The sequence below is a fragment of the Burkholderiaceae bacterium genome (assembly GCA_024235995.1).
GTDB lineage: Bacteria > Pseudomonadota > Gammaproteobacteria > Burkholderiales > Burkholderiaceae_C > Ottowia.
In genome coordinates, this window is the sequence record JACKLI010000001.1 from 2,264,636 (window position 1) to 2,289,293 (window position 24,658).

Annotated in this window: 20 protein-coding genes; 18 read left to right on the top strand and 2 right to left on the bottom strand. The window is 68.5% G+C overall.

The features are described 5' to 3' along the window. Positions 1-54 precede the first annotated feature (54 nt). From H6927_10955 to H6927_10990, 8 genes are all read left to right on the top strand, one after another. A complete protein-coding gene (locus tag H6927_10955) occupies positions 55-999 on the top strand; it encodes a branched-chain amino acid ABC transporter permease (GenBank protein MCP5218616.1) in 945 nt (314 codons plus the stop codon). 5 nt (positions 1,000-1,004) lie between these two features. After that, complete coding sequence (locus H6927_10960; GenBank protein MCP5218617.1) at positions 1,005-2,297, top strand: branched-chain amino acid ABC transporter permease; 1,293 nt, start codon at positions 1,005-1,007, stop codon at positions 2,295-2,297. Then, the gene (locus H6927_10965) at positions 2,294-3,064 is read left to right on the top strand and encodes an ABC transporter ATP-binding protein (GenBank protein ID MCP5218618.1); all 771 of its coding nucleotides are present in this window, start codon (positions 2,294-2,296) and stop codon (positions 3,062-3,064) included. Before H6927_10960 ends, H6927_10965 begins: the two co-directional genes overlap by 4 nt. Beyond that, a complete protein-coding gene (locus tag H6927_10970; protein ID MCP5218619.1) occupies positions 3,064-3,759 on the top strand; it encodes an ABC transporter ATP-binding protein in 696 nt (231 codons plus the stop codon). Before H6927_10965 ends, H6927_10970 begins: the two co-directional genes overlap by 1 nt. A gap of 135 nt (positions 3,760-3,894) precedes the next feature. Next, entirely contained in the window at positions 3,895-6,006 is a 2,112-nt protein-coding gene (locus H6927_10975; GenBank protein MCP5218620.1) for an enoyl-CoA hydratase/isomerase family protein, read from the top strand. Positions 6,007-6,152: 146 nt separating this feature from the next. Then, positions 6,153-7,328 carry an acetyl-CoA C-acyltransferase gene (locus H6927_10980; GenBank protein ID MCP5218621.1) on the top strand — a complete coding sequence of 392 codons (1,176 nt, stop codon included), beginning with the start codon at positions 6,153-6,155 and terminating at the stop codon, positions 7,326-7,328. 163 nt (positions 7,329-7,491) lie between these two features. Continuing rightward, on the top strand, positions 7,492-8,709 hold the full coding sequence (locus H6927_10985) for an ABC transporter substrate-binding protein (GenBank protein MCP5218622.1): 1,218 nt from the start codon (positions 7,492-7,494) through the stop codon (positions 8,707-8,709). Between the two features lie 10 nt (positions 8,710-8,719). After that, entirely contained in the window at positions 8,720-9,652 is a 933-nt protein-coding gene (locus H6927_10990; GenBank protein ID MCP5218623.1) for a hypothetical protein, read from the top strand. Between the two features lies 1 nt (position 9,653). Here H6927_10990 and H6927_10995 read toward each other — a convergent pair whose 3' ends face one another. Beyond that, a complete protein-coding gene (locus H6927_10995; protein MCP5218624.1) occupies positions 9,654-10,895 on the bottom strand; it encodes an AAA family ATPase in 1,242 nt (413 codons plus the stop codon). A gap of 153 nt (positions 10,896-11,048) precedes the next feature. On the opposite strand from H6927_10995, the gene H6927_11000 reads away from it, so the two are divergent. The 7 genes from H6927_11000 to H6927_11030 all read left to right on the top strand — a co-directional run bounded on the left by H6927_11000 (position 11,049) and on the right by H6927_11030 (position 18,295). Continuing rightward, positions 11,049-12,881: an acyl-CoA dehydrogenase gene (locus tag H6927_11000; protein MCP5218625.1), complete on the top strand. Its 1,833-nt coding sequence runs from the start codon at positions 11,049-11,051 to the stop codon at positions 12,879-12,881. A 1-nt stretch (position 12,882) separates the two neighbouring features. Beyond that, positions 12,883-13,185 carry a Dabb family protein gene (locus H6927_11005; protein MCP5218626.1) on the top strand — a complete coding sequence of 101 codons (303 nt, stop codon included), beginning with the start codon at positions 12,883-12,885 and terminating at the stop codon, positions 13,183-13,185. Between the two features lie 16 nt (positions 13,186-13,201). After that, on the top strand, positions 13,202-13,996 hold the full coding sequence (locus tag H6927_11010; GenBank protein ID MCP5218627.1) for an SDR family oxidoreductase: 795 nt from the start codon (positions 13,202-13,204) through the stop codon (positions 13,994-13,996). A gap of 189 nt (positions 13,997-14,185) precedes the next feature. After that, on the top strand, positions 14,186-14,605 hold the full coding sequence (locus tag H6927_11015; GenBank protein ID MCP5218628.1) for a PaaI family thioesterase: 420 nt from the start codon (positions 14,186-14,188) through the stop codon (positions 14,603-14,605). Between the two features lie 15 nt (positions 14,606-14,620). Then, positions 14,621-15,637 carry an NADP-dependent oxidoreductase gene (locus H6927_11020; GenBank protein MCP5218629.1) on the top strand — a complete coding sequence of 339 codons (1,017 nt, stop codon included), beginning with the start codon at positions 14,621-14,623 and terminating at the stop codon, positions 15,635-15,637. A 21-nt stretch (positions 15,638-15,658) separates the two neighbouring features. Beyond that, on the top strand, positions 15,659-17,308 hold the full coding sequence (locus H6927_11025; protein MCP5218630.1) for an isovaleryl-CoA dehydrogenase: 1,650 nt from the start codon (positions 15,659-15,661) through the stop codon (positions 17,306-17,308). Between the two features lie 72 nt (positions 17,309-17,380). Next, entirely contained in the window at positions 17,381-18,295 is a 915-nt protein-coding gene (locus tag H6927_11030; protein ID MCP5218631.1) for an SDR family oxidoreductase, read from the top strand. Between the two features lies 1 nt (position 18,296). Here H6927_11030 and H6927_11035 read toward each other — a convergent pair whose 3' ends face one another. Continuing rightward, positions 18,297-19,973 carry an SEL1-like repeat protein gene (locus tag H6927_11035; GenBank protein MCP5218632.1) on the bottom strand — a complete coding sequence of 559 codons (1,677 nt, stop codon included), beginning with the start codon at positions 19,971-19,973 and terminating at the stop codon, positions 18,297-18,299. Positions 19,974-20,028: 55 nt separating this feature from the next. On the opposite strand from H6927_11035, the gene H6927_11040 reads away from it, so the two are divergent. The 3 genes from H6927_11040 (at position 20,029) to H6927_11050 (ending at position 24,580) form a co-directional block, all read left to right on the top strand. Then, complete coding sequence (locus H6927_11040; protein ID MCP5218633.1) at positions 20,029-20,805, top strand: response regulator transcription factor; 777 nt, start codon at positions 20,029-20,031, stop codon at positions 20,803-20,805. Between the two features lie 28 nt (positions 20,806-20,833). Beyond that, positions 20,834-22,081, top strand: a complete 1,248-nt coding sequence (locus tag H6927_11045; protein ID MCP5218634.1) for a hypothetical protein — start codon at positions 20,834-20,836, stop codon at positions 22,079-22,081. A gap of 123 nt (positions 22,082-22,204) precedes the next feature. Then, entirely contained in the window at positions 22,205-24,580 is a 2,376-nt protein-coding gene (locus tag H6927_11050) for an RNA-binding transcriptional accessory protein (protein MCP5218635.1), read from the top strand. Positions 24,581-24,658 lie beyond the last annotated feature (78 nt).

Here is a 24,658-nt window from a genome sequence, read left to right on the forward strand (position 1 = left end):
CGGCGGAGGACGCGAGTCACCAGCCGGCGTTGTTTTTGCCCTGGAAAGGCGCGCATGGAGTTTTTCACCATATCCCTGCTCAACGGGCTGAGCTACGGCCTGCTGCTGTTCATGCTCAGCTCGGGGCTGACCCTGATCTTCAGCATGATGGGCGTGCTCAACTTCGCCCACGCCAGCTTCTACATGCTGGGGGCCTACCTGGCCTACCTGATCTCGGGCCTCGTCGGCTACTGGCCCGCGCTCGTCATCGCGCCCCTCGCGGTGGGCCTGCTGGGCGCGCTGTTCGAGCAGGTCTGCCTGCGCCGGGTGCACCGCTTCGGCCACGTGGCCGAGCTGCTGGTCACCTTCGGCCTGTCCTACCTGGTGCTGGAGGTGGTGCAGCTGATCTGGGGGCGCTCGGTGGTGCCCTATGGCCTGCCCGAGCAGCTGCAGGGCCCGCTGTTTTCCGTCTACGGCACCCAGTTCCCCCGCTCGCGCGCCTTCATCATGCTGGTGGCGGTGCTGATGCTGGCGTCGATCTGGCTGGTGCTCACGCGCACGCGCATCGGCCTGGTCATCCAGGCCGCGCTCACGCACCCCGATACCGTGGAGGCCCTGGGCCACAACGTGCCGCGGGTGTTCATGCTGGTGTTCGGCGGCGGCGCGGCGCTGGCCGGGCTGGCCGGCGTGGTGGCCGGCAACACCTACGTCACCGAACCGGCCATGGCCTACGCGGTGGGGCCCATCATCTTCGTGGTGGTGGTGGTGGGCGGCATGGGCTCGCTGGCCGGGGCCTTCCTGGCGTCCATCCTGATCGGCGTGATCCAGACCTTCGCCGTCGCCATCGACCGCTCGCTGGGCGACCTGCTGGCCGGCCTGGGCATGGCCGTGTCGGCCAGCGGCGGGCTGGAGCAGGTGCTGCGCCTGACGGTGGCGCAGGTGGCGCCCATCCTGCCCTACCTGTTCATGGTGCTGGTCCTGATCTTCCGGCCCAAGGGCCTGCTGGGTACAAGAGAGTAGTCGAGATGACCGCATCCTCACGTCCCTCGCCGTCCCGCGGCCGGCTCCTGGCCTGGGGCGGCTTTGCCCTGGCGCTGGTGCTGGCGCCGCTGCTGCTGTCCAGCAGCCTGTGGCTCAACATCCTGTCGCAGATCGGCTACCTGATCATCATCTGCCTGTCCTACAACATGAAGCTGGGGCAGGGCGGCATGCTCAGCTTCGGCCATGCCGTCTACACGGGCCTGGGCAGCTTCGCCGCCGTGATCACCATCACTTACCTCGGCAACCACCACATCGGCATGCCGCTGGTGTTCGTGCCGCTGGTGGGCGGCCTGGTGGGGGCGCTGGTGGCGGTGCCGCTGGGCTACGTGTCGACCAAGAAGGCGGGCACCACCTTCGCCATGATCTCGCTGGGCATCGGCGAGCTGGTGGTGGCCATCGCCATCATGCTGCCCGACGTGTTCGGCGGCGACGGCGGCATTTCCATCAACCGCACCTACGGCCCGCCGCTGCTGGGCATCACCTTCGGCCCGCAGATTCAGGTGTACTACCTGATCGCGGCGTACTGCTTCGTGTGCACCGCGCTGATGTATGCCTTCACCGGCACGCCGCTGGGGCGCATGCTCAACGCGGTGCGCGACAACCCCGAGCGCGTGGCCTTCATCGGCTTCAACACCCAGCTGGTGCGCTGGTACGCGTTCATCATCTCGGGCTTTTTCGCCGGCATCGGCGGGGCGCTGGCGGCCATCAACTTCGAGATCTTCAACTCGGCCGACGCGCTCAGCGGGCTCAAGTCCGGCGCCTACCTGCTGTTCACCTTCCTGGGCGGCGTGACCTTTTTCTTCGGCCCCATCATCGGCGCGGTGCTGATGGTGCTGGCCTCGGTGCTGCTGTCGGAGCTGACCTCGGCCTGGCTGCTGTACCTGGGCTTCGTCTTCCTGCTGATGGTGATGTATGCGCCGGGCGGCGTGGCCAGCCTGGTGATGGCCAACGTGCGCATGGCGCGCTTTGGCAAGCTGCGGCGCTTCTGGGGCCTGTACGGCGGCCTGCTGGCGACCGGCGTGGTGATGATGCTGGGCGTGGCGGCGCTGGTCGAGATGATCTACCACCGCCAGCTCAACGCCGGCGCCGGGCCGGTGGCGCACTACCTGGGCCTGGCGCTGGACACCCGCGCGGCGCTGCCCTGGCTGGGCGCGGCCGTGCTGGCGCTGGTGGGCTGGGCGCTGCTGGAGGGCGTGCGCCGGCGCTTTGCGCGCGCCTGGGGCGCGGCGCAGGAAGAAATCGAAACCGACATGCAAGCCCGGGGGCAGCAGGCATGACCCACGCCATCGAACTGAAGGACCTGCGCAAGAGCTTCGGCAAGACCGAGATCATCCGCGGCGCCAACCTGGCGGTGCAGCCGGGCGAGCGCGTGGCCATCATCGGGCCCAACGGCGCCGGCAAGTCGACCTTGTTCAACCTGATCAGCGGGCGCCTGGCGCCCACCAGCGGCGAGGTGTGGCTGAGCGGCCAGCGCATCGACGGCAAGACGCCCTACGAGATCAACCGCCTGGGTCTGGCGCGCAGCTTCCAGATCACCAACGTGTTCCCCCGGCTCAGCGTGTTCGAGAACCTGCGCTGCGGCGTGCTGTGGAGCCTGGGGCACCGCTACACCTTCCTGCGCTTTCTCTCCGGCCTGACGGACGCCAACGAGCGTGCCGAGACCCTGCTGCGCCAGGTCGGGCTGGCGGCCAAGCGCGACGTGCTGGCCGTCAACCTGACCTACGCCGAGCAGCGCGCGCTGGAGATCGGCGTGACGATTGCCGGCGGCGCCGACGTGATCCTGCTGGACGAGCCGACCTCGGGCATGAGCACCACCGAGACCGCGCACTTCATCAAGCTGATCCGCGAGGTGACCGAGGGCAAAACCCTGCTGACGGTGGAGCACGACATGGGCGTGGTGTTCGGCTTGGCGGACAAGATCGCGGTGGTGGTGTACGGCGAGGTGATCGCCTTCGACACGCCCGAGCGGGTGCGCGCCGACGCGCGCGTGCAGGAGGCCTACCTGGGATCGCCGGTGGCCGAGGCGCAGGGGGGCTTGCATTGATGCTGAAGATTCGTGACCTGCATGCCTTCTACGGCAAGAGCCATGTGCTGCATGGCGTCGGCTTCGACGTGCAGCCGGGCGAGATCGTGGCCCTGCTGGGGCGCAACGGCTCCGGACGCTCGACCACCGCCAAGGCCATCATGGGCCTGGTGCACTGGCAGGGCCTGATCGAGTGGAAGGGCCAGAGCCTGGCGGGCAGGAAGGCGTTCGAGATCGCGCACCTGGGCCTGGGCTACGTGCCCGAGAGCCGCGACATCTTTCCGGGCCTGACGGTGCACCAGAACCTGCTGCTGGGGCAAAAGGGCAGTGGCAAGGGCAGCCGCTGGAGCTTCGACGACATGTACGCCATGTTCCCGCGCCTGAAGGAGCGCCAGCACACTCCCGCCGGCGTCATGTCCGGCGGCGAGCAGCAGATGCTGACGCTGTGCCGCACGCTGATGGGCGACCCCGACCTCATCATCATCGACGAGCCCACCGAAGGCCTGGCGCCCAAGATCGTCGAGCAGGTGGGCGAGTACCTGCAGCGCCTGAAGGAGCGCGGCATCTCGGTGCTGCTGATCGAGCAGAAGCTGACCATCGCCATGCACATCTCCGACCGCGCGCTGGTCATGGGCCACGGCAACATCGTGTTCGACGGCACCCCCGACGGCCTGCGCGCCGATGCGGGCGTGCGCAAGGAGTGGCTGGAAGTTTGACCATCCCACCGTCTCACCAGCGACAGCCCGTGCCTTCCGCGCCGGGCCAAATTCACTAAACTGAGCCCTTTGGCGGCCGCCGGAGTGCCGGCGGCCCGCGCGCTCGATTTCTTCCCTTCCCTTGCAGGAGTGTCCATGACGGCCCAATACCAGGTTCAAGGCGACATCGCCATCATTTCCCTGAACAACCCGCCCGTGAACGGGTTGGGCTACGACACGCGCATCGGCATCACCGACGGGCTGGACAAGGCCAACGGCGACGCGGCCGTCAAGGCCATCGTGCTGACGGGCGCGGGCAAGGCCTTTTCGGGCGGCGCCGACATCCGCGAGTTCAACTCGCCCAAGGCCATGCAGGAGCCAACGCTGCTGTCGGTCATCCGCGCGGTCGAAAACTCGGGCAAGCCGGTGGTGGCCGCCGTGCACAGCGTGGCCATGGGCGGCGGGCTGGAGCTGGCGCTGGGCGCCCACTACCGCATCGCCGCGCCGGGCGCCAAGGTGGCGCTGCCCGAGGTCAAGCTGGGCCTGATCCCCGGCGCCGGCGGCACGGTGCGCCTGCCGCGCGTGCTGGGTGTCGAGATGGCGCTGAACATGATCGTCAAGGGTGATCCGGTCAGCAGCGAGGTGCTGGCTGGCCTGCCGGGCCAGAAGCTGTTCGACAAGCTGGCCGCGTCGCCTGAAAAACTGCTGGACGAGGCGGTGGCGTTGGCGCGCGAGGTGGCCGCCAGGCACGCCGACGGCTCGGCGCTGCCGCTGGTGCGCAACCTGCCGTGCAGGCACCCGCAGGGCGACGCGTACTTCGGCTTTGCGCGCAACATGGTGGCCGGCATGTCCCGCAACTTCCCGGCGCCCGTCAAGTGCGTGGACGCCGTGGAAAACGCCGCCCGCTTCAGGTTCGACGACGCGCTGGCCAAGGAGCGCGAGATCTTCATCGCCCTGATGCAGACGCCCGAGTGCAAGGCGCTGCGCCACGTCTTCGCCGCCGAGCGCGCGGCCAGCAAGATCCCCGACGTGGGCCCCGAGGTGCAGCCGCGCGCCATCGCCAAGGTGGCCGTCATCGGCGCCGGCACCATGGGCGGCGGCATCGCGATGAACTTCCTCAATGCCGGCATCCCCGTCACCATGCTGGAGATGAAGCAGGAAGCGCTGAACCGCGGCGTCGACGTGCTAAGCAAGAACTACGAGGCGCAGGTCAAGAAGGGCAAGCTGGGGCAAGACAAGTTCGAGCAGCGCATGAGCCTGCTCAAGACCACGCTCGACTACGCCGACATCGCCGACGCCGACCTGGTGATCGAGGCGGTGTTCGAGGACATGGGCGTGAAGGAAACCGTGTTCAAGCAGCTCGACGCCGTGATGAAGCCCGGCGCCATCCTGGCCAGCAACACCTCGACGCTGGACGTGGACAAGATCGCCGCCTTCACCCAGCGCCCGCAGGACGTGGTCGGCATGCACTTCTTCAGCCCAGCCAACGTGATGAAGCTGCTGGAGGTGGTGCGCGGCGCCAAGACCGCCAAGGACGTGCTGGCCACGGTGATGCAGATCGCCAAGAAAATCAAGAAGACCGCGGTGGTCTCGGGCGTGTGCGACGGCTTCATCGGCAACCGCATGATCGAGCAGTACAGCCGCCAGGCGGGCTTCCTGCTCGACGAAGGCGCTACGCCGCAGCAGGTCGACAAGGCGATCGAGAAGTTCGGCTTTGCCATGGGCCCCTTCCGCATGGGCGATCTGGCCGGCAACGACATCGGCTGGGCCATCCGCAAGCGCCGCTACGTCGAAAAGCCCGGCATGACGTACAGCAAGACGGCCGACAAGCTGTGCGAGCTGGGCCGCTTCGGCCAGAAGACCGGCGCCGGCTGGTACGACTACCAAAGCGGCAAGCGCGAGGCCATTCCCAGCAAGCTGGTCGAGGACATGATCGCCCAGCACCGGCAGGAACTGGGCATCACGCCGCGCAAGATCAGCGAGCAGGAAATCGTCGAGCGCCTGGTCTATTCGCTGGTCAACGAGGGCGCGCGCATCCTGGAGGACGGCATCGCCAGCAAGGCCAGCGACATCGACATGGTGTACCTCACGGGCTACGGCTTTCCGCTGTGGCGCGGCGGCCCGATGCAGTACGCCAGCCAGGTCGGCCTGTTCAACGTGATGCAGAGCATGAAGCGCTTTGCCCGCAACCCGCGCGACGACGCCTCGTTTTGGCAGCCCGCCGCGCTGATCGCCAAGCTGGCGGCCGAGGGCAAGACCTTCGGGTGATGGGCGCCGCGTGCCCTGTTTTCACCCCCTCGCCCTCTGGGAGAGGGTAGGGGTGAGGGCAGCAGCCCGTCCATGAAAATTCAGATCATTCTGGCCCCTGGCCCGCATCAACAAAGCGCAACCAGCTATCAAACAAGGAGTAACCCATGACATCCGCCCTCATCGTCTCCACCGCCCGCACCCCGCTCGCCAAGAGCTGGAAGGGCTCCTTCAACATGACGCACGGCGCCACGCTGGGCGGCCACGCGGTGCAGCACGCCATCCAGCGCGCCGGCATCGACGCCGCCGAGGTCGATGACGTGCTGATGGGCTGCGCCAACCCCGAAGGTGCCACCGGCATGAACATCGCGCGCCAGATCGCGCTGCTGGCCGGCTGCCCCGTCACCACCTCGGGCGCCACCGTCAACCGCTTCTGCTCCTCGGGCCTGCAGACCATCGCCATGGCCTCGCAGCGCGTCATCGCCGGCGAGGCCGACGTGTTCGTGGCCGGCGGCGTGGAAAGCATCTCGTGCGTGCAAAACGAGATGAACAAGCACATGATGTTCGACCCGGCCCTGCAGGCCAAAAAGCCCGAGATCTACTGGAGCATGCTGCAGACCGCCGAGCAGGTGGCCAAGCGCTACGGCATTGGCCGCGACGCCATGGACGAGTACGGCGCCGCCAGCCAGCAAAAGGCCTGCGCGGCCCAGGCCGCCGGCCTGTTCGACGCCGAGATCGCCCCCATCACCGTCACCATGGGCGTGGCCGACAAGCAGCTCGGCCTGGTCACCAAGCAGGTCACCTGCGCCAAGGACGAGGGCACGCGCGAAGGCACCACCAAGGAAGGCATCAGCGGCATCAAGCCCGCGCTGCCCGGCGGCCTGATCAGCGCCGGCAACGCCAGCCAGTTCAGCGACGGCGCCGGCGCCTGCGTGGTGGTCCATGAGGCCTATGCCAGCAAAAAGGGCCTCAAGCCCCTGGGCCGCTTTCTGGGCTTTGCCGTGGCCGGCTGCGAGCCCGACGAGATGGGCATCGGCCCCGTGTTTGCCGTGCCCAAGGTGCTGAAGAAGCTGGGCCTGACCGTGGCCGACATCGATCTGTGGGAGCTGAACGAGGCCTTTGCCGTGCAGGTGCTGTACTGCCGTGACAAGCTGGGCATCCCGGCCGACCGGCTGAATGTCAACGGCGGCGCCATCGCCCTGGGCCACCCCTATGGCGTGAGCGGCCAGCGCCTGACCGGCCACGCCCTGATCGAGGGCAAGCGTCGCGGCGCCAAGCGCGTGTGCGTGACCATGTGCATCGGCGGCGGCATGGGGGCGGCGGGCGTGTTCGAGGTGCTTTGAGCGCCACGGGCGGCCCGGCGCCGAGCCGGGCTGCGGCCACATGTTCAGGAAAGATGCTGATCGAATTCATTTTTCCTTTTGATTGACAACTTCTGTTTGACAATATCGAGGGCCATCGCCCAAGGTCACGCGCCCGCATCCAGGGTGATGCAAAGGAAACATCGTGAGACGCAGACACTTTACGAACGGCGTTCTGGGATTGGCGGCCACGGCGCCCCTGGGTTCGCTGGCGCTGGCCGCCGACGCTGACAAGCCGATCAAGATCGGCGTTTTGAGCGACTTCTCCGGCGTCACCGCCGATGCCACCGGCAAGGGGTCGCTGGAAGCCGCGCGCATTGCCGTCGAAGAGCTGGGCGGCCAGGTGCTGGGCCGGAAAGTCGAAGTCGTTTTTGCCGACCACCAGCACAAGCCCGACGTGGGCGCCGCCATCGCCCGCCGCTGGTTCGACGCCGAAGACGTGAATGCCATCGCCGACCTGCCCAACTCGGCTGTGGCCCTGGCGGTGCAGCACATCGCGCGCGAAAAGAAAAAGATCGTGCTGGTGTCCAGCGCCGGCACCACCGCGCTGTCCGAAGATCAGTGCTCGCCCTACACCGTGCAATGGACCTACACGACCTATGCGCTGGCCCGCGGTACGGCCAGCGCGGTCGTCAAGACGGGGGCCAAGAGCTGGTTCATCCTGGCGTCCGACTACGCCTTCGGCAAGCAGCTGGCGGCCGACACGCAAAGCGTGGTCCAGGCCAGCGGCGGCAAGGTGCTGGGCACCATCTACCATCCGCTGAACACCGCCGACTTCTCCTCGTTCCTGCTGCAGGCGCAATCGTCCGGCGCCGACGTGATCGCGCTGGCCAACGCCGGCGGCGACACCATCAACGCCATCAAGCAGGCGGGCGAGTTCGGCATCGGCACCGGCAAGCAAAAACTGGCCGCCATGCTGCTCATGCTCACCGACGTGCACAGCCTGGGCCTGAAAGCCGCGCAAAGCACCTTTCTCACCATCCCGTCGTACTGGAACACCAGCGACGCGGCGCGTGCGTTCACCAAGAAATTCCAGGACCGCCTGGGCAAGGCGCCGACCTTTTTGCAGGAGGGCGTCTACGGCTCCGTGCGCCACTACCTGCAGTCGATTAAGGCCGCCGGCAGCGACGATCCGGATGCAGTCATGGCCAAGTTCCGCACCCTGCCCATCGACGATGCATTCAGCAGCCACGCCCACCTGCGTGCCGATGGCCTGGTGGAGCGCGACATGCTGCTGGCGCAAATCAAGACCCCGGCCGAATCCAAGGGCCCGTGGGATTATTACAAGATCGTCTCCACCATTCCCGGCAACGATCTGGTCTGGCCGCTGTCGGCCAGCAAATGTCCCTTGGTCAAGAAGTGACGGCGCGGCGATGACGGGCATCGCCCGCTTCGGCAGCTTCTACGTTGGCGGGCGCGACCTGGTGCTGGACGGCCGCCCGAGCTTTCCCATCGCCTTCACCGACACGGCCCGCCAGCAGTACAACCCCAACGGCCTGTACCACGTCGAGCAGGCCTACGTGCAGTACTTCGAGCCGGCCGAGCCAAGCGGGGCGCTGCCGGTGGTGTTTCTCCACGGCGGCGGCATGGCCGGCGTGATGTGGGAGCAGACCGCGGACGGCCGCCCCGGTTGGGCGCAGCACTTCGTGCATGCCGGGTTCAGCGTCAACGTGGTCGACAACGTTGAGCGCGGCCGCGCCGGCTGGGTGCCGTTCGATGACGTCTGGCCCGGCCCGCCCATCCTGCGCAATGCCGAGGAGGCGTGGACCCTGTTTCGCATCGGCGACGCCGCCCAGTTCGCGCAGCGCCAGCCTTTCGCCGGGCAGCGCTTTCCGGTGGCGCACCTGCAGGCGCTGGCCGCGCAGCAGGTGCCGCGCTGGCTGTCCAACAACCCCCTGGCCATCCAGACCTTTGCGGCGGTGCTGCAGCGCATCGGCCCGTGCACCGTGGTGGCGCACAGCCACGGCGGCTACATCGCGCTGAAGGCTGCGTGCCTGAGCCCCGGCACGGTGCAGAACATGGTGCTGGTGGAAGGCTCGGGTTTCCCGGCTCAGGATGAGCTGCCGCTGCTGCGCGGTACATCGTTTCTCTTTGTCTACGGCGACTACCTGGACGCGACGCCGCTGTGGTGCGACCTGGTGCAGCAGGCCAAGACCTTCCGCCAGGGGCTTCAGGCGCAGGGCACCGCAACCCGCTGGATGGAGCTGCCGCAGGAAGGCATTCGCGGCAACTCGCACATGCTGATGATGGACGACAACAGCGACGCGGTGGCCGAGCGGGTCTGCGCCTGGCTGCGGGAATGTTGATTTAAGCCTGCCAGGCCGCGCGCAGGGCCCGGTCGGCGGCGTCGATCGAATCGGCCGCAATCAGAATCTGCTGGATCTGCGCCGGCGACAGCCGCTTGGCGGGATAGTCGCGCGCCAGCCGCTCGGCCTGATCCTGCGCCTGCGGGAAAAAGCGCAGCAGAAAGCCTCGCAACTGCGCGCCGGTGGCGTTGCCCAGTTCCACCTCCACGTCGATGCGGCCGGGGCGGATCAGCGCCGGGTCGAGCAGCTCGCGGTGGTTGGTGGTCAGCACGACGATGCGACCCTCCTGCGCGCCCACGCCGTCGATCGCATTGAGCAGGCCCGAGAAATCCACCGCGATGCGCGCATCCTGCTTTTGCCGCGCATTGAAGAAGGCGTCGATGTCCTCGATCAGGATCAGCGAGCGCGGCGGCGTGCGCTGCAGCAGGTCGGCCAGGTTGTTGTCGTTGAGCTTCGGGTTGGTCAGCGAGATGGTGCACAGGCGCAGCCGCAATTCGCCGGCCAGCGCATAGGCCACGCTGGTCTTGCCGGTGCCCGGCGGGCCATGCAGCAGGTAGCCGCGCCGCCATGGGATGCCCAGCTTCTCGTACCACTCGCGCCGCGCAAAGAACTCGTGGATGTCGTCGTGCAGCCTCTGCGACACGCCTTCGTCGAGCACCACCGAGTCGAGCGACCGGCGCGGCTTGGTGTCGGCCAGGTGCCATTCGTTGCCCCAGCGGTCCATCGTGTACAGCGCCAGCTTGTTGGCGCGGCGCTCGCCGGCGTGGCGCACCACGCCCTCGAGCAGTTCTTCCATGTGGCGGCGCCCGGCAAACAGCGCCCCCAGGTGCACCGTCTCCACCACCTGCAGGTTCATCGAGATTTCGCGCCGCATCCACATCAGGCGCCTGCGATACCAGAACAGGTGAAACCCCGGCGCCGGGCTGTACTGCAGCGGCGGCGTGTCGTCGGCCGTATCCGGCGGCTCGTCGGCCACGGCGGGCGGCGCCTGGATGACCATGAACAGCCGACTCTTGTGCCCGAAACGCTGGTCGTTCAGCCACGCGGTGAAGGCGGCAAACAAATCGTTGCGGCTGTCCAGCGTGGCCGTGACGATGAACAGGCGCTTGGCCTGCGACCAGATCGCCCCCGGCAGCTTGCGCAGCGCGGCCACCGCCACGCCCACGAGGCCCAGCGCGATGCCGCCGGCCACGATCTGGTTGCCAAGCTGCGCGCGCAGCGCGTCGATCCATTCATTCCACATGGGGCGATGCTAGCGGCTGAATGGGCCACGGATTCATCAGGGAAACCAGAGAAAACAGGGTCAGGTCAACATTTTCCCCATGATGCGGCCCGCGCCACGGCTCGTCACCAAGAGGACAAGCCGGTCCGCCGCTGCCCGCCCATAATCAAGCGCATGCCAAGCCTGCGCACCACCCTGGATTTCTTGCTGTACGACTGGCTGCACGCCGAGGCGCTGGCCGCTCGTCCGCGCTTTGCCGAGCATTCGCGCGACACCTTCGATGCGGTGCTGGACACCTGCGAGCGCATCGCGCGCGAGAAGTACGCGCCCTTCAACCGCCTGGTCGATACCGAGGAGCCGCGCACCGAGACTGCCGCCGACGGCAGCCTGCGCGTGGTGCTGCCGCGCGCCACGCACGAGGCGCGCGCCGCCTACGCGCAAAGCGGCATGCTGGCGGCGGCGCAGGACGACGAACACGGCGGCATGCAGCTGCCGTACCTGGTCGAGGCGGCGGCCAACGCCTTCTTCGGCAAGGCATCCATCAGCATCGGTTCCAACCTGCTGACGGTGGGCAACGCCAACCTGCTGATGGTGCATGGCACGCCGCTGCAGCAGCAGGTGTTTGCCGCCAACGAGTTCAACGGCCGCTGGACGGGCACCATGTGCCTGAGCGAGCCGCAGGCCGGCTCGTCCTTGAGCGACGTGGCCACCCGCGCCGTGCTGGAAGATGCCCATGACCCGCTGGGCCCGCGCTACCGCCTGACGGGCAACAAGATGTGGATCTCCAGCGGCGAGCACGAGATGACCGAGAACATCGTGCACCTGGTGCTGGCCAAGATTCCGGGCGCCGACGGCAAGCCGCTGCCGGGCGTGAAGGGCATTTCGCTGTTCATCGTGCCCAAGAAGCTGGTGAATGCCCAGGGACAGCTCACCGGCGTGCGCAACGACGTGGCCCTGGCCGGCCTGAACCACAAGCTGGGCTGGCGCGGCACCACCAACACGCTGCTCAATTTTGGCGAAGGCCGTTTTCCGGTCGACGGCAAGCCCGGCGCCGTCGGTTATTTGGTGGGCCAGCCGGGCGAGGGCCTGCGCTGCATGTTCCACATGATGAACGAGGCGCGCATCGCCATCGGCATGGCCGCCACCATGCTGGGGCTGGCGGGCTACGAGGCTTCGCTGGACTACGCCAGGACGCGCGTGCAGGGCCGGCCGGTGGGCGCCGCCGGCAAGGACGCCAGCCAGCCGCCGGTGCGCCTGATCGAGCACGCCGACATCCGCCGCATGCTGCTGGCGCAAAAAGCCACCTGCGAGGGCGCACTGGCGCTGCTGCTGTACTGCGCGCGCCTGGTCGACGAGCAGCACACCGGCACGCCCGAGGCCGCCGACGAGGCGCGCCTGCTGCTGGAGGTGCTGACCCCCATCGCCAAGAGCTGGCCGAGCGAGAACGCGCTGGAGGCCAACTCGCTCGCCATCCAGATCCACGGCGGCTACGGCTACACGCGCGACTTCCCGGTGGAGCAGTACTGGCGCGACAACCGCCTGAACATGATCCACGAGGGCACGCACGGCATCCAGGCCATGGACCTGCTGGGCCGCAAGGTGCGCATGGAGGGCGGCCGCGGCCTGGCGCTGCTGGCCGCGCGCGTGCAGGCCACGATCGAAAAGGCGCAGGCGCACGACGGCCTGCATCGGGACGCCGCCGCGCTGGCCGCGGCGCTGGAGCGCATCGGCCAGGTCACGCGCGCCGCCTGGGCCGGCGGCGACGCCAGCGAGGCGCTGGCCAACGCCGTACCCTACATGCAGGCCTTCGGCCACGTGGTGATCGCGTGGATCTGGCTGGACCTGGCGCTGGCTGCGATTGCTACAAAATCAGAAGCTGACAGGGCAGGTTTGATGGGGGCCAAGACCTATTTTTATCACTATGAATTGCCCAAGATCGGCGCCTGGCTGCGCGTGGTGGAAAGCCGCGACACGACCTGCGCCGCATTGCCCGAGGAGGCGTTTTGACATGCTCAAGCACATCGTGATGTGGAAGTTCAAGGACCAGGCCGAGGGCGCCGGCAAGGCGGCCAACCTGCTCAAGGCCAAGGCGCTGCTGGACGGCTGCGCCGGCCTGGTGCCCGGCCTGCTGCGGCTGGAGGTGGCCATCGCCCAGCCGCAGCTGGAATGCACCTACGACCTGGTGCTGTACAGCGAGTTTGCCGACCGCGCGGCGCTCGACGCCTACCAGAACCACCCGCAGCACGTGGCGCTCAAACCCTTCATCGGCGCGGCGCGGCTGGAGCGCCAGTGCATGGACTACGAAACCTGAAACCGGAGGACCCGCCGTGGCACGCACCGTTCAACAACTGTTCGACCTCAAGGGGCAGAGCGCCCTCATCACCGGCGGCTCGCGCGGCCTGGGCCTGCAGATGGCCCACGCGCTGGGCGAGGCCGGCGCGCGCGTGATGCTGAGCGCACGCAAGGCCGATGAGCTGGAGCAGGCCGTGGCCGAGCTGCAGGCCGCCGGCATCGACGCGCGCTGGATCGCCGCCGACTGCAGCAAGGAAGAAGACACGCGCCGCCTGGCCGACGAGACCCTGCAGCGCATGGGCGCCATCGACATCCTGGTCAACAACGCCGGCGCCAGCTGGGGCGCGCCGGCCGAGGAGCACCCCGTGGCCGCTTGGGACAAGGTGATGAACCTGAACGTGCGCGGCTACTTCATCCTCAGCCAGCAGGTGGCCCGGGGCTGGATGATTCCGCAGCGGCGCGGGCGCATCGTCAACGTGGCCTCCATCGCCGGGCTCAACGGCAACCCGCCGGGCATGAAGACCATCGCCTACAACACCTCCAAGACGGCGGTGATCGGCTTCACGCGCACGCTGGCGGCCGAGTGGGGGCACCACGGCATCACCGTCAACGCCATCTGCCCGGGCTTTTTCCGCACCAAGATGGCCGAGGTGCTGATCGACCAGCTGGGCGAGGACAAGATGAAGGCCGGCGTCCCGCTGGGCCGCCTGGGCGACGACGAGGACTTGAAGGGCATCACCCTGCTGTACGCCAGCGAGGCCGGCAAGCACATCACCGGCCAGTGGCTGGCGGTGGACGGCGGCGTGAGCGTGGTGCTGGGGGCGGCATGATGGCGCGGAGGGTCGTCTCGTGAGCGCCGCACGGCCGTCCGAAGGCGCGAGCGCCCCCTTGGGGCTGAGGGCTGCGGCTCCAAGCCTGCCGGCGCAGGCTTGGACAGCCCGAAGAGGCGGCGCCTCTGGCGATGCCGCGGCCTGCGAGGCCAGCGCAGCACGCGCAGCGGCGAAGCGTGGGGGGATGTCATGAGCCTGGGCTTTCACGCCAGCATCCCCTTTGCCGAGCACCTGGGCTTCACGCTCGAGCGCTTCGAAGGGGGCGAATCGACCTTGCACTTCCTGCCCCGGCCCGAGCACTGCAACTCGTTCGGCGTGGCGCATGGCGGCGCCCTGATGACTTTCCTGGACGTCATCATGGCCACCGCCGCGCGCAGCGTGCAGCCCGAGTCGGGCGCGGTCACCATCGAGATGAAGACCAGCTTCATGCGGCCCGCGCCGGTCGTGCCCGGCGCCGCCCTGGTCGGGCGCGGGCGCCTGCTGCACCGCACGCGCAGCATGGCCTTTGTCGAGGGCTCGGTGTTCGCCCCCGGCGGCGAGCTGTGCGCCCATGCCACCGGCACCTTCAAGTACGTGGCGGCCCGCGCCAGCACCATCTCAACCGATTGACCGGAGACCTTCGTCATGCCCACCAACCGCCAGATCCTGCTCGACAACCGCCCCCAGGGCGAGGCCACGCTGGCCAACTTCAAGCTGGTCACCACCGAAACGCCGGCGCTGCAAGACGGCCAGGTGCTGGTGCGCCACCACTACCTGAGCCTGGACCCCTACATGCGCGGACGCATGAACGACGCCAAGAGCTACGCCGCCTGCCAGCCGCTGGGCCAGGTGTTCCAGGGCGGCACCGTGGGCGAGGTGCTCGAGAGCCGCCACCCCAAGTTTGCCGTCGGTGACCAAGTGGTCGGCTTTGGCGGCTGGCAGGAATACAGCGTGGTCGACGCCAACCAGCCCGGCATGCTCAAGAAGGTGGACACCACCCACGTGCCGCTGTCGCACTACCTGGGCGCCGTCGGCATGCCGGGCGTGACGGCCTGGTACGGCCTGAACCGGATCATCGCGCCCAAGGTCGGCCAGACGCTCACCGTCACCGCCGCCTCGGGGGCGGTGGGCAGCGCCTTCGGCGCGCTGGCCAAGGCGCGCGGCTGCCGCGTGGTGGGCGTGGCCGGCGGGCCGGACAAGTGCCGCTACGTCACCGACGAACTGGGCTTCGATGCCTGCATCGACCACCGCCAGCACGGCGATCTGAAAAGCATGAGCACGGCGCTGAAAGAGGCCTGCCCCGATGGCATCGACGGCCACTTCGAGAACGTCGGCGGCACTATCCTGGACGCCGTCCTGCTGCGCGCCAACGCCTTCGCCCGCATCGCCCTGTGCGGCATGATCGCCGGCTACGACGGCCAGCCCCTGCCCATGGCCAACCCGGCGCTGCTGCTGATCAACCGCATCCGGCTGGAGGGCTTCATCGTCAGCGAGCACATGGACGTCTGGCCCGAGGCCCTGGCCGAGCTGGGCCAGCTGGTGGCCACTGGCCGCCTGCGTCCGCGCGAGACCATCGCCCAGGGTATCGAAGCAGCCCCGCAAGCCTTCCTGGGTTTGCTCAAGGGCAAGAACTTCGGCAAGCAACTCGTCAAAATGATCTGACCCACCCGCAGGAGAGCAGACATGGCCCACCACGCCACGCACGAAGTCTTCAACCAGCCCCTGCCGCTGGCCGACGTCAACCTGTTCGACATCAACCGCCCGCTGCAGGACGCGCTCAAGTTCAACGCGCCCAAGCTGGACACGGACGCGCTGCGCGAGCTGGGCCGCCTGGCCGGCTCGGCCGAGATGCAGAACCACGCGCGCCTGGCCAACGTGCACACGCCCGAGCTGCGCACCTTCGACCCCTACGGCCACCGCATCGACGAGGTGGAGTTTCACCCCAGCTACCACGTGCTGATGGGCGCCGCCACCGCCGCCGGTCTGCATGGCACGCCTTGGGCCGGCGAGGGCAGCCACCCGCACGTGCTGCGCGCAGCCAGCTTCATGCTGTTCACCGAGCTGGAGCCCTCCATCCTGTGCCCCATCTCGATGACCTACGCCGTCACGCCCGCGCTGCAGGAAAACGCGGCGGTCTACGCCGACTGGGGCCCCAAACTGACCAGCCGCGCGTACGACCCAGCGCTCAAGCTGTACAAAAACAAGCCCGGCGTGACCATGGGCATGGGCATGACCGAGAAGCAGGGTGGCTCGGACGTGCGCGCCAACACCAGCCAGGCCGTGCCCGACGGGCGCGACGGCTGGGGCGAGCGCTACCGCATCACCGGCCACAAGTGGTTCTTCTCGGCGCCCATGTGCGACGCCTTCCTGGTGCTGGCGCAGACGCCCGGCGGGCTGACCTGCTTCTTTTTGCCGCGCGTGCTGCCCGACGGTGGCGGCACGCGCAACGGCCTGCGCATTCAGCGCCTGAAGGACAAGCTGGGCAACAAGGCCAACGCCAGCTCCGAGGTCGAGTTCCAGGACGCCATCGCCTGGCGCGTGGGCGAGGAGGGCCGCGGCGTGCCGCAGATCCTGGAGATGGGCACGCGCACGCGGCTGGACTGCGCCCTGGGCACCAGCGCGCTGATGCGCCAGGCGCTGTGCATCGCCATCCACCACACGCGCCAGCGCCAGGCTTTCGGTAAGTATCTGGCCGAGCAGCCGCTGATGAAGAACGTGCTGGCCGACCTGGCGCTGGAGAGCGAGGCCGCCACCGCGCTGGCGCTGCGCCTGGCGCGCGCCTACGAGCGCCAGGGCGACGAGCACGAGCGCCTGATCGCCCGCGTGATCACGCCGGTGGCCAAGTTCTGGATCTGCAAGCGCGGCAGCCACTTCAGCGAAGAGGCCATGGAGTGCATGGGCGGCAACGGCTACGTGGAGGAGGCCGGCCACGGCGTGCAGGCGCGCATCTACCGCGAGATGCCCGTCAACTCGATCTGGGAAGGCGCGGGCAACATCATGGCCATCGACCTGCTGCGCGCGCTGCGCAAGGGCGACGTGGCCGGCGCGCTGCAGGCCGAGCTGGCCCCCGCGCGCGGCGCGCACGCCGCGCTCGACCGCATGACCGAGCAGCTGCCCGCCCGCATCGACGCCCTGGCCAACGAGACCGAGGCGCGCCGCCTGGCGCAGGACGTGGCGCTGGCCCTGCAGGGCGCGCTGCTGGCGCAGACCGCGCCGGCCGCGGTAACCGACGCCTTCTGCGCCTCGCGCCTGGGCGGCGACTGGGGTCACGCCTTCGGCACGCTGTCGGCCCGCGCCGACATGGACGCCATCGTGGCCCGGGCGATGCCTTGAAAAGAAAATACTTGTAGCCGGCATGCAGCAAGCGCGAGCAGCTATGTTTTAAATAGTAATCAAGACTGTCCCATGATTCAAGACTTTCAAGGCAAGACGGCGGTGCTGACTGGCGCGGGCTCCGGCTTCGGGCTGGAGTGCGCGCGCATCGGCGCCGCGCGCGGCATGAACCTGGTGCTGGTCGACGTGCAGCCCGACGCGCTGGCGCGGGCCGAGGCCGAGATGCAGGCCGCGGGCGTGCCGGTGATGGCGCGCCAGGTCGACGTCTCGGACGCCGCGCAAATGGAGGTGCTGGCGGCTGACGTGAAGGCGCGCTTCGGCGCGCCGCACTTCGTGTTCAACAACGCCGGCGTGGGCGCGGGCGGGCTGGTGTGGGAAAACACCATGGCCGACTGGGACTGGGTGCTGGGCGTCGATTTGTGGGGTGTGATCCACGGCGTGCGCCTGTTCGTGCCCATGATGCTGGAGGCCGCCGCGCAAGACCCCGCGTATCGCGGCCACGTCACCAACACCGCCAGCATGGCCGGGCTGTTGACGCCGCCCAACATGGGCATCTACAACGCCGCCAAGGCGGCGGTGGTGAGCCTGACCGAAACCCTGTACCAAGACCTGCGCCTGGTCACCGACCAGATCGGCGCCAGCCTGCTGTGCCCGTACTTCGTGCCCACCGGCATCAGCCACAGCGAGCGCAACCGGCCGGCCGATGGCGCGGCGTCGAAAGGCTTGACCAAGAGCCAGCAGATCGGCTTGGCGATGATCGAAAAGGCCGTCACCAGCGGCAAGATCACCGCCGCCGAGGTGGCGCAAAAGGTCTTCAGGGCCATCACGGCCAACCAGTTCTACGTCTTCAGCCACGAAAGCCCCAAGGCGCTGGGCAACATCACCCACCGCATGCAGAACATCGTGGCGATGGAGAACCCCGCCGATCCGTTTCTGGAGACGCCCGAGATCGGCGCGCGCCTGCGTCAGCAGTTGCGCGGCGGGTGAGTTACCGCTCCACCTGGGTCAGCTGCTGCCGCCAGAAGGCCGGCATCAGGTCGAACAGGGGCGTGGGGTCGCGCTGCGTCGGCGGCACGTTCCGCTCCGGCAGGGAGGGCGCGGAGGCCAGGGGGTCCACGTAGGCCAGCTGCTGCATCCAGCCAGGGTCGATCTTGCCGTCCCGCGCCGTACGGGAGTCGATCAGCGACAGCATGCGCATGGCTCGCTGGCTGCCGCCTTCCGCCGCCAGGCGGTAGTAGCGGACCGCCTCGGCAACATTGGCTGGCGTGGCCGGTCGGCGGTGATAACGCTGCGCCATGGCCCATGCCGCCTGCGCGTCGGCGCTGGGGGTGGGCGAGGGATTGGACGCCCGGTTGGGCATGGCGCCGCCGTTTTCGAGGATCCGCAGGTTCATCTCGGCGGCGCGCGACTGGGGGCTGGCGCGCTCGAAGAGGCACCGCGCATAGGCGTCTCGACCATCGTCTGCCGCCATGATGCCCAACTCGAGATTGGCCTGCACGTCACCGGCCATGGCCGCGTGCTGCAGCAGGGCCAGGTCGGGCACTTCAGGCGACAGGGTCTGGCCCGTGTTCTTGCCTGCCACCAACGCCGGCGCCTGGCGTGACGCCAGCACCCAGGCCAGGTAGTCCGCCCGTGCCGGGTGCCGGCGCCGCAGCAGGGCGACATCGCGGTAGGCTTCATCCACCTTGGGCGGTCCCACGCAGCCGTCGATGGCGCACCACGCGAGGCCGGCGTAGGCCCAGGGCTCGCGGCCCAGGCGCGCCGCGCGCTGAAACCATTGCAGCGCCAGCGCCGGGTCACGCCGCACGCCCGCGCCATGCAGGTGGATCAGACCCAACTGCCAGGCGGCCTGCGCCGATGATGGTGTGCTCCCCAGGCTGTTCGAGGCCTCGGCCTGTTGCAGCAGGCGCTGCAACTCGCGCTGGATTGCCGCCGGGTGGGCTTCGCGCGGCGTCGTGCTGGCCTTGGCGGCGGCCGGTCGCGCCGTGCTCCAGCTGACGCTTTCGCCGGGTCTGCACACCTGTTGTGCCGAGGGGTGCGCGTCGCCGATCGCGGGTGACCGAGCGGTGGTGGGCGGTGTCGTCGGTTGCGTGACGGTTTGGGCGGATACCCCTGGCGTCGCTCCCGCCCACGCTGGAACAAACTGCATCATCGAGCCGGTCATGGCGATGGGCAGCACGCTCCAGCGAACGATTTGGGACATCTGCCCGTCACGGCGGCCCATGGGCAAGCTGGGCCAGCGGGGGCTGCAAGCAGACGGCTTGATGGCAAAGTCCTCCAAAGATAGGGCTTGACGCTGCCGCCAACGGTTCGATCCGAGATCGATGCACACGTTTTGGGTATTGTCAAGCTCCAGTGTGGACTGCGCGAAAGCCCCTGCCCATCGCGCCGATGGTATACACCGTGCGCGGTACGCCGGGCGTCCATGATGGTCTTCCAAAGTGGTCGAAGGCTCCATTTTTGCGCCGCGATGCACTATCAAATTCAAAGCAATGAGGGTTTGTAAGTTGGGTGGTGTTTTTTTGTATCTATTGCAAAGACCCGCATAAAGTCTGAGAATGAACTTGGATTTCGTCGCACACTTTCGTCTTGTCCTGAGCAAAATCCCAGTTTTGCTGTAAAAATCCAACAGGGTTTTCCCTTCATGCGGCAGGATCAGGAACATCGACAGGAGGAGTTGGGTTACAGGTGTCACAACCTGCGGGTTGTAGGGAGAAAACATGAACTCCACGACGGACTGGCTGGGCTTGACCGACATCGGCGGCGCCGCCAGCACAACGACCACGCACGCCATCACCTGGCCGCCCTTTTTGCGCGGCCAGCCTGACCGTCCGGTGCGGGTGCTGCTGGTCGACGACGACCCGCACATGTGCCGGGTCATTGCGCAGGAACTGCTGGCCGATCCCCGCATCGACCTGGTGGCGCAGGCCAATTCGCTGCGCGACGGACGGCACCTGGTGGCCCGGCATGACTTCGACGTCATGCTGGTGGACCTGAGCCTGGGCGACGGCACGGGCTTCGAGCTGATCGAGTACATGAAGAGCGTGCATCCGGTGGCCGAGGCGGTGGTGGTGTCGGCGATGGAGGACGAGGAGCACGCCATCCACGCCTTCGAGCTGGGCGCCACGGGCTACCTGGTCAAGGGCTCGTGGTTCGGCAATTTCGCGCAGGCGGTGCTGCACGTGGTCAACGGCGGCGCCACCGTCACGCCCAACCTGGCGCGGCGCCTGCTGCGCCGCCTGGGCACGCATGGCGATGCGGGGCCGGGCGCCGGCGCGGCCAGCCGGCACGACAGCAGCGCCGAGCATCTGTCCGAGCGCGAGCGCGAAATTCTGCGCCTGGTGGCCAGCGGCCACACCAGCGGCGAGATCGCGCGCAACCTGTCCATCAGCGCCCAGACGGTGAACACGCACATCAAGAACATTTACCGCAAGCTGCAGGTGCGTACGCGGGCGCAGGCCGCCACCCGGGCGTCGCAGCACGGGCTGCTGTACTGAGGGCCAGGGCGCGAGAAACGCCGACGTCATGGATATCTCGTTGCTGCTGCCCTGGGTGGCCATGTTGTCATCGCTGGCCCTGGCCGGCTACGCGCTGGGCCGGGGGGTGCGGCGCCATCGCGGGTTGGATGCCGTGCTTGGAGGCACTGCGCTGGCATTCGCGGCGCTTGCCCTGGTGGACCTGGCGGCCGCCTACGGCTGGATCGGCCCGTCGGCGCTGCGTCCGCTGACGCAGCTGGCCTATCAGCTGATGACGCTGGGGGTGATCGTGTTCCTGCTGGTGGCAGCCCGTGGCTGGCGCCCGCCCCAGCAGCTCATCGTGGGGGTGCAGGCGGTGCTGGGCCTGGCCCTGATCGTGCGTGCGCCTGCCCCACTGGGGCACCTGCCGGCCTGGGCCGTGCTCAACCTGGTTTGCGTCACGCTGCTGCTGCTGTCGATGGCCTACGCGTTGGTGGTGCGCCATGCCGGCGCGCCGGCGTGGACGGCCATGGTGGCGGCGCTGGCCAGCCTGAACGTGATGGTGGGGGACTTTCGGGAGGCCGAGGGCGGGGTGCTGTCGGCGTCGTGGTCGCAGGTGCTGCTGCTCTTGATCCTGCTGGCGCTGTGGCTGGGGTGCACGCGGCGCGTCCGCGCGGTTGCGCGGCCGGAGCCCACCGCGCCGCCGCTGGACCGCCAGCGCCTGGCGCAGGACCTGCACGACGGCGTGGGTTCGCACCTGACCTCCATCATCTCCGCGCTGGATGCCGGCACGCCCAAGGAGCGCTCGACCGCGGCGCTGCTGCAGGAATGCCTGGTCGAGTTGAAGCTGCTGGTGGACGGCATGGACGAGGATGCGACCGTGCTCAGCCTGCTGGCCAGCCTGCGCTACCGCATCGAGCCGCTGCTGAGCGCCGCGCACATCCGCCTGCACTGGGCCGTGGCCGATGACGAGGAGCTGGAGCGTGTGACCGGCGACACCGCCCGGCACGTGCTGCACCTGACGCAGGAGGCGCTGGCCAACGTGTTGCGCCATTCCGGCGCCGACCAGGTGTCCATCACCTGCTGCATCAGCAAGGCGCAGCAGGCCCTGCTGCTGGAGATCAACGACAACGGCGTTGGCCTGCACGAGCCGGCTGGCGAGGCGCCCGGCCAGCGTGCCTGCGGCAAGGGCCTGCGCGGCATGCACGCGCGGGCGCACCAGTTGGGCGGGCAACTGCTGATCGAATCGGCCCCGCACCGCGGCACCCGCCTGCGCATGCTGGTGCCGCTGATGAGCCTCGAAACCGAAGAGTCCTGACCGGCGCCGGCCGCACCAGCCGACGCACGCCGCCGCCGGGCCGCGCGCGCCGGGGGCTGTGGCAAACTCACCGGCTTTTTGGCCTCCCGCCGCCTTGCGCGGCGCGGCCAGGTTCCGGTTGTCATGCTGTCCATTGCCTCCCAGATCGCGTCCGAGCTCAAGGTGCGCGAAGCCCAGGTCCAATCCGCCATCGACCTCATCGACGGCGGTGCCACGGTACCCTTCATCGCCCGCTACCGCAAGGAGGCCACCGGCGGCCTGGACGACGTGCAGCTGCGCGAGCTGGAGGCGCGCCTGGCCTACCTGCGCGAGCTGCACGAGCGCCGCGCCGCGGTGCTCAAAAGCATCGACGAGCAGGGCAAGCTCACGCCCGCGCTGCGCGCCGCCATCGACGCCGCACCCACCAAGCAGGAACTGGAAGACCTGTACCTGCCCTACAAGCCCCGGCGCCGCACCAAGGGCCAGATCGCGAAGGAATGGGGCATCGAGCCGCTGGCCGACCGGCTGTGGATCGATCCCACGCTCGATCCGCAGGCCGAGGCCCAGGCCTTCGTCAAGCCCGAGAAAGGCGAGGGCGGCGAGGACTTCACGACGACCACGGCCGTGCTCGACGGCGTGCGCGACATCCTGAGCGAGCGCTGGGCCGAGGACGCCGCCCTGGTGCAAGGCCTGCGCGAATGGCTGTGGGCCGAGGGCCTGCTGCAAAGCAAGCTGGCGGCGGGCAAGAACGAGAGCGATCCCGAGGTCGCCAAGTTCCGCGACTACTTCGACTACGACGAGCCCATCGGCCGCGTGCCCAGCCACCGCGCGCTGGCGGTGTTCCGCGGGCGCCAGCTCCAGATTTTGGATGCCAAACTGGTGCTGCCCGAGGCAGAACCTGCGCCGGCAGCTACCAAAACCGCAGCAACCCCCAGCCTTGCCGAAGGTCGCATCGCCCTGCATTTGGGCTGGTCGCACCAGGGCCGGCCTGCCGACGAGCTGCTGCGCAAGTGCGTCAGCTGGACCTGGCGCGTCAAGCTCAGCCTCAGCACCGAGCGCGACCTGTTCGCCCGCCTGCGCGACGATGCCGAGAAGGTGTCCATCAAGGTGTTCGGCGACAACCTGCGCGACCTGCTGCTGGCCGCGCCCGCCGGTCAGAAGGTGGTGATGGGGCTGGACCCCGGCATTCGCACCGGCGTGAAGGTGGCCGTGGTGGACGCCACCGGCAAGCTGGTGGACACCGCCACCGTCTACCCGCACGAGCCGCGCCGCGACTGGGACGGCAGCCTGCACACCCTGGGCCGCCTGGTGACCCGGCACGGCGTGCAGCTGATCGCCATCGGCAACGGCACCGCCAGCCGCGAAACCGACAAGCTGGCGGGCGAGCTCATCAAATTGGTGCAAAAACAGGCTGCAGCGCCCGCCAATCAAGCGCAAGAAGCTATACAAAAGATAGTTGTCAGCGAGGCCGGCGCCTCGGTCTACTCGGCCAGCGAGTTCGCCAGCGCCGAGCTGCCCGACGTGGACGTCAGCCTGCGCGGCGCCGCCAGCATCGCGCGGCGCCTGCAGGACCCGCTGGCCGAGCTGGTCAAGATCGACCCCAAGAGCATCGGCGTGGGCCAGTACCAGCACGACGTCAACCAGAGCGAGCTGGCGCGCACGCTCGACGCCGTGGTCGAGGACTGCGTCAACGGCGTGGGCGTGGACCTGAACACCGCCAGCAGTCCCCTGCTGGCGCGCGTGTCGGGCCTGTCGGCCGCGGTGGCCAAGGCGGTGGTGCGCTGGCGCGAGCAGCACGGCGCCTTCGCCAACCGCCAGCAGCTGCTGCAGGTCAGCGGCCTGGGGCCCAAGAGCTTCGAGCAAAGCGCGGGCTTTTTGCGCATCCGCGGCGGCGACAACCCGCTGGACATGACCGGCGTGCACCCCGAGACCTACGCCGTCGTCGAGCAGATCATCCTGAAGACCGGCAAGCCGGTGGACCAGCTGATGGGCCGCGCCGAGCAGATCAAGGCGCTCAAGCCCGAGGCGTTTGCCACGCCGCAGTTCGGCGCCATCACCGTCCGCGACATCCTGGCCGAGCTGGAAAAGCCCGGGCGCGACCCGCGCGGGGACTTTCAGGTGGCGCGCTTCAACGACGGCGTCGAGGCCATCGGCGACCTGCGCGAGGGCATGGTGCTGGAGGGCACCGTCAGCAACGTGGCCCAGTTCGGCGCTTTCGTCGACCTGGGCGTGCACCAGGACGGCCTGGTGCACGTCAGCCAGCTGGCCAACCGCTTCGTCAGCGACGCGCGCGAGGTCGTCAAGACCGGCCAGATCGTCAAGGTCAAGGTGCTGGAGGTGGACGTGCCGCGCGGGCGCATCAGCCTGAGCATGAAGCTGGACGCCCCCGCCGACCGCCGCGAGCCGCGCGGCAACCGCTTCGAGGCGGCCGGGCGCAGCCAGCGCCCGGCGCGGGAGAGCGCCACGCCGCAGGCCACGGCGATGGCGTCGGCGTTCGAGAAGCTGAAAGCGTTGCGCTGAGCCGGGGTGGCTTGACGCCGTAAGACCTGGAGCCTTGGATCGGCCCGCGCAACCGCGTCCATGAGGTAGCAGGCTGCA

Excerpts from the sequence above, each read along its gene's own strand:
- H6927_10955 (MCP5218616.1), top strand. The coding sequence starts at position 55 with ATGGAGTTTTTCACCATATCCCTGCTCAACGGGCTGAGCTACGGCCTG.
- H6927_10960 (MCP5218617.1), top strand. The coding sequence starts at position 1,005 with ATGACCGCATCCTCACGTCCCTCGCCGTCCCGCGGCCGGCTCCTGGCC.
- H6927_10965 (MCP5218618.1), top strand. The coding sequence starts at position 2,294 with ATGACCCACGCCATCGAACTGAAGGACCTGCGCAAGAGCTTCGGCAAG.
- H6927_10970 (MCP5218619.1), top strand. The coding sequence starts at position 3,064 with ATGCTGAAGATTCGTGACCTGCATGCCTTCTACGGCAAGAGCCATGTG.
- H6927_10975 (MCP5218620.1), top strand. The coding sequence starts at position 3,895 with ATGACGGCCCAATACCAGGTTCAAGGCGACATCGCCATCATTTCCCTG.
- H6927_10980 (MCP5218621.1), top strand. The coding sequence starts at position 6,153 with ATGACATCCGCCCTCATCGTCTCCACCGCCCGCACCCCGCTCGCCAAG.
- H6927_10990 (MCP5218623.1), top strand. The coding sequence starts at position 8,720 with ATGACGGGCATCGCCCGCTTCGGCAGCTTCTACGTTGGCGGGCGCGAC.
- H6927_10995 (MCP5218624.1), bottom strand. The coding sequence starts at position 10,895 with ATGTGGAATGAATGGATCGACGCGCTGCGCGCGCAGCTTGGCAACCAG.
- H6927_11000 (MCP5218625.1), top strand. The coding sequence starts at position 11,049 with ATGCCAAGCCTGCGCACCACCCTGGATTTCTTGCTGTACGACTGGCTG.
- H6927_11005 (MCP5218626.1), top strand. The coding sequence starts at position 12,883 with ATGCTCAAGCACATCGTGATGTGGAAGTTCAAGGACCAGGCCGAGGGC.
- H6927_11015 (MCP5218628.1), top strand. The coding sequence starts at position 14,186 with ATGAGCCTGGGCTTTCACGCCAGCATCCCCTTTGCCGAGCACCTGGGC.
- H6927_11020 (MCP5218629.1), top strand. The coding sequence starts at position 14,621 with ATGCCCACCAACCGCCAGATCCTGCTCGACAACCGCCCCCAGGGCGAG.
- H6927_11025 (MCP5218630.1), top strand. The coding sequence starts at position 15,659 with ATGGCCCACCACGCCACGCACGAAGTCTTCAACCAGCCCCTGCCGCTG.
- H6927_11030 (MCP5218631.1), top strand. The coding sequence starts at position 17,381 with ATGATTCAAGACTTTCAAGGCAAGACGGCGGTGCTGACTGGCGCGGGC.
- H6927_11035 (MCP5218632.1), bottom strand. The coding sequence starts at position 19,973 with ATGTTCCTGATCCTGCCGCATGAAGGGAAAACCCTGTTGGATTTTTAC.
- H6927_11040 (MCP5218633.1), top strand. The coding sequence starts at position 20,029 with ATGAACTCCACGACGGACTGGCTGGGCTTGACCGACATCGGCGGCGCC.
- H6927_11045 (MCP5218634.1), top strand. The coding sequence starts at position 20,834 with ATGGATATCTCGTTGCTGCTGCCCTGGGTGGCCATGTTGTCATCGCTG.
- H6927_11050 (MCP5218635.1), top strand. The coding sequence starts at position 22,205 with ATGCTGTCCATTGCCTCCCAGATCGCGTCCGAGCTCAAGGTGCGCGAA.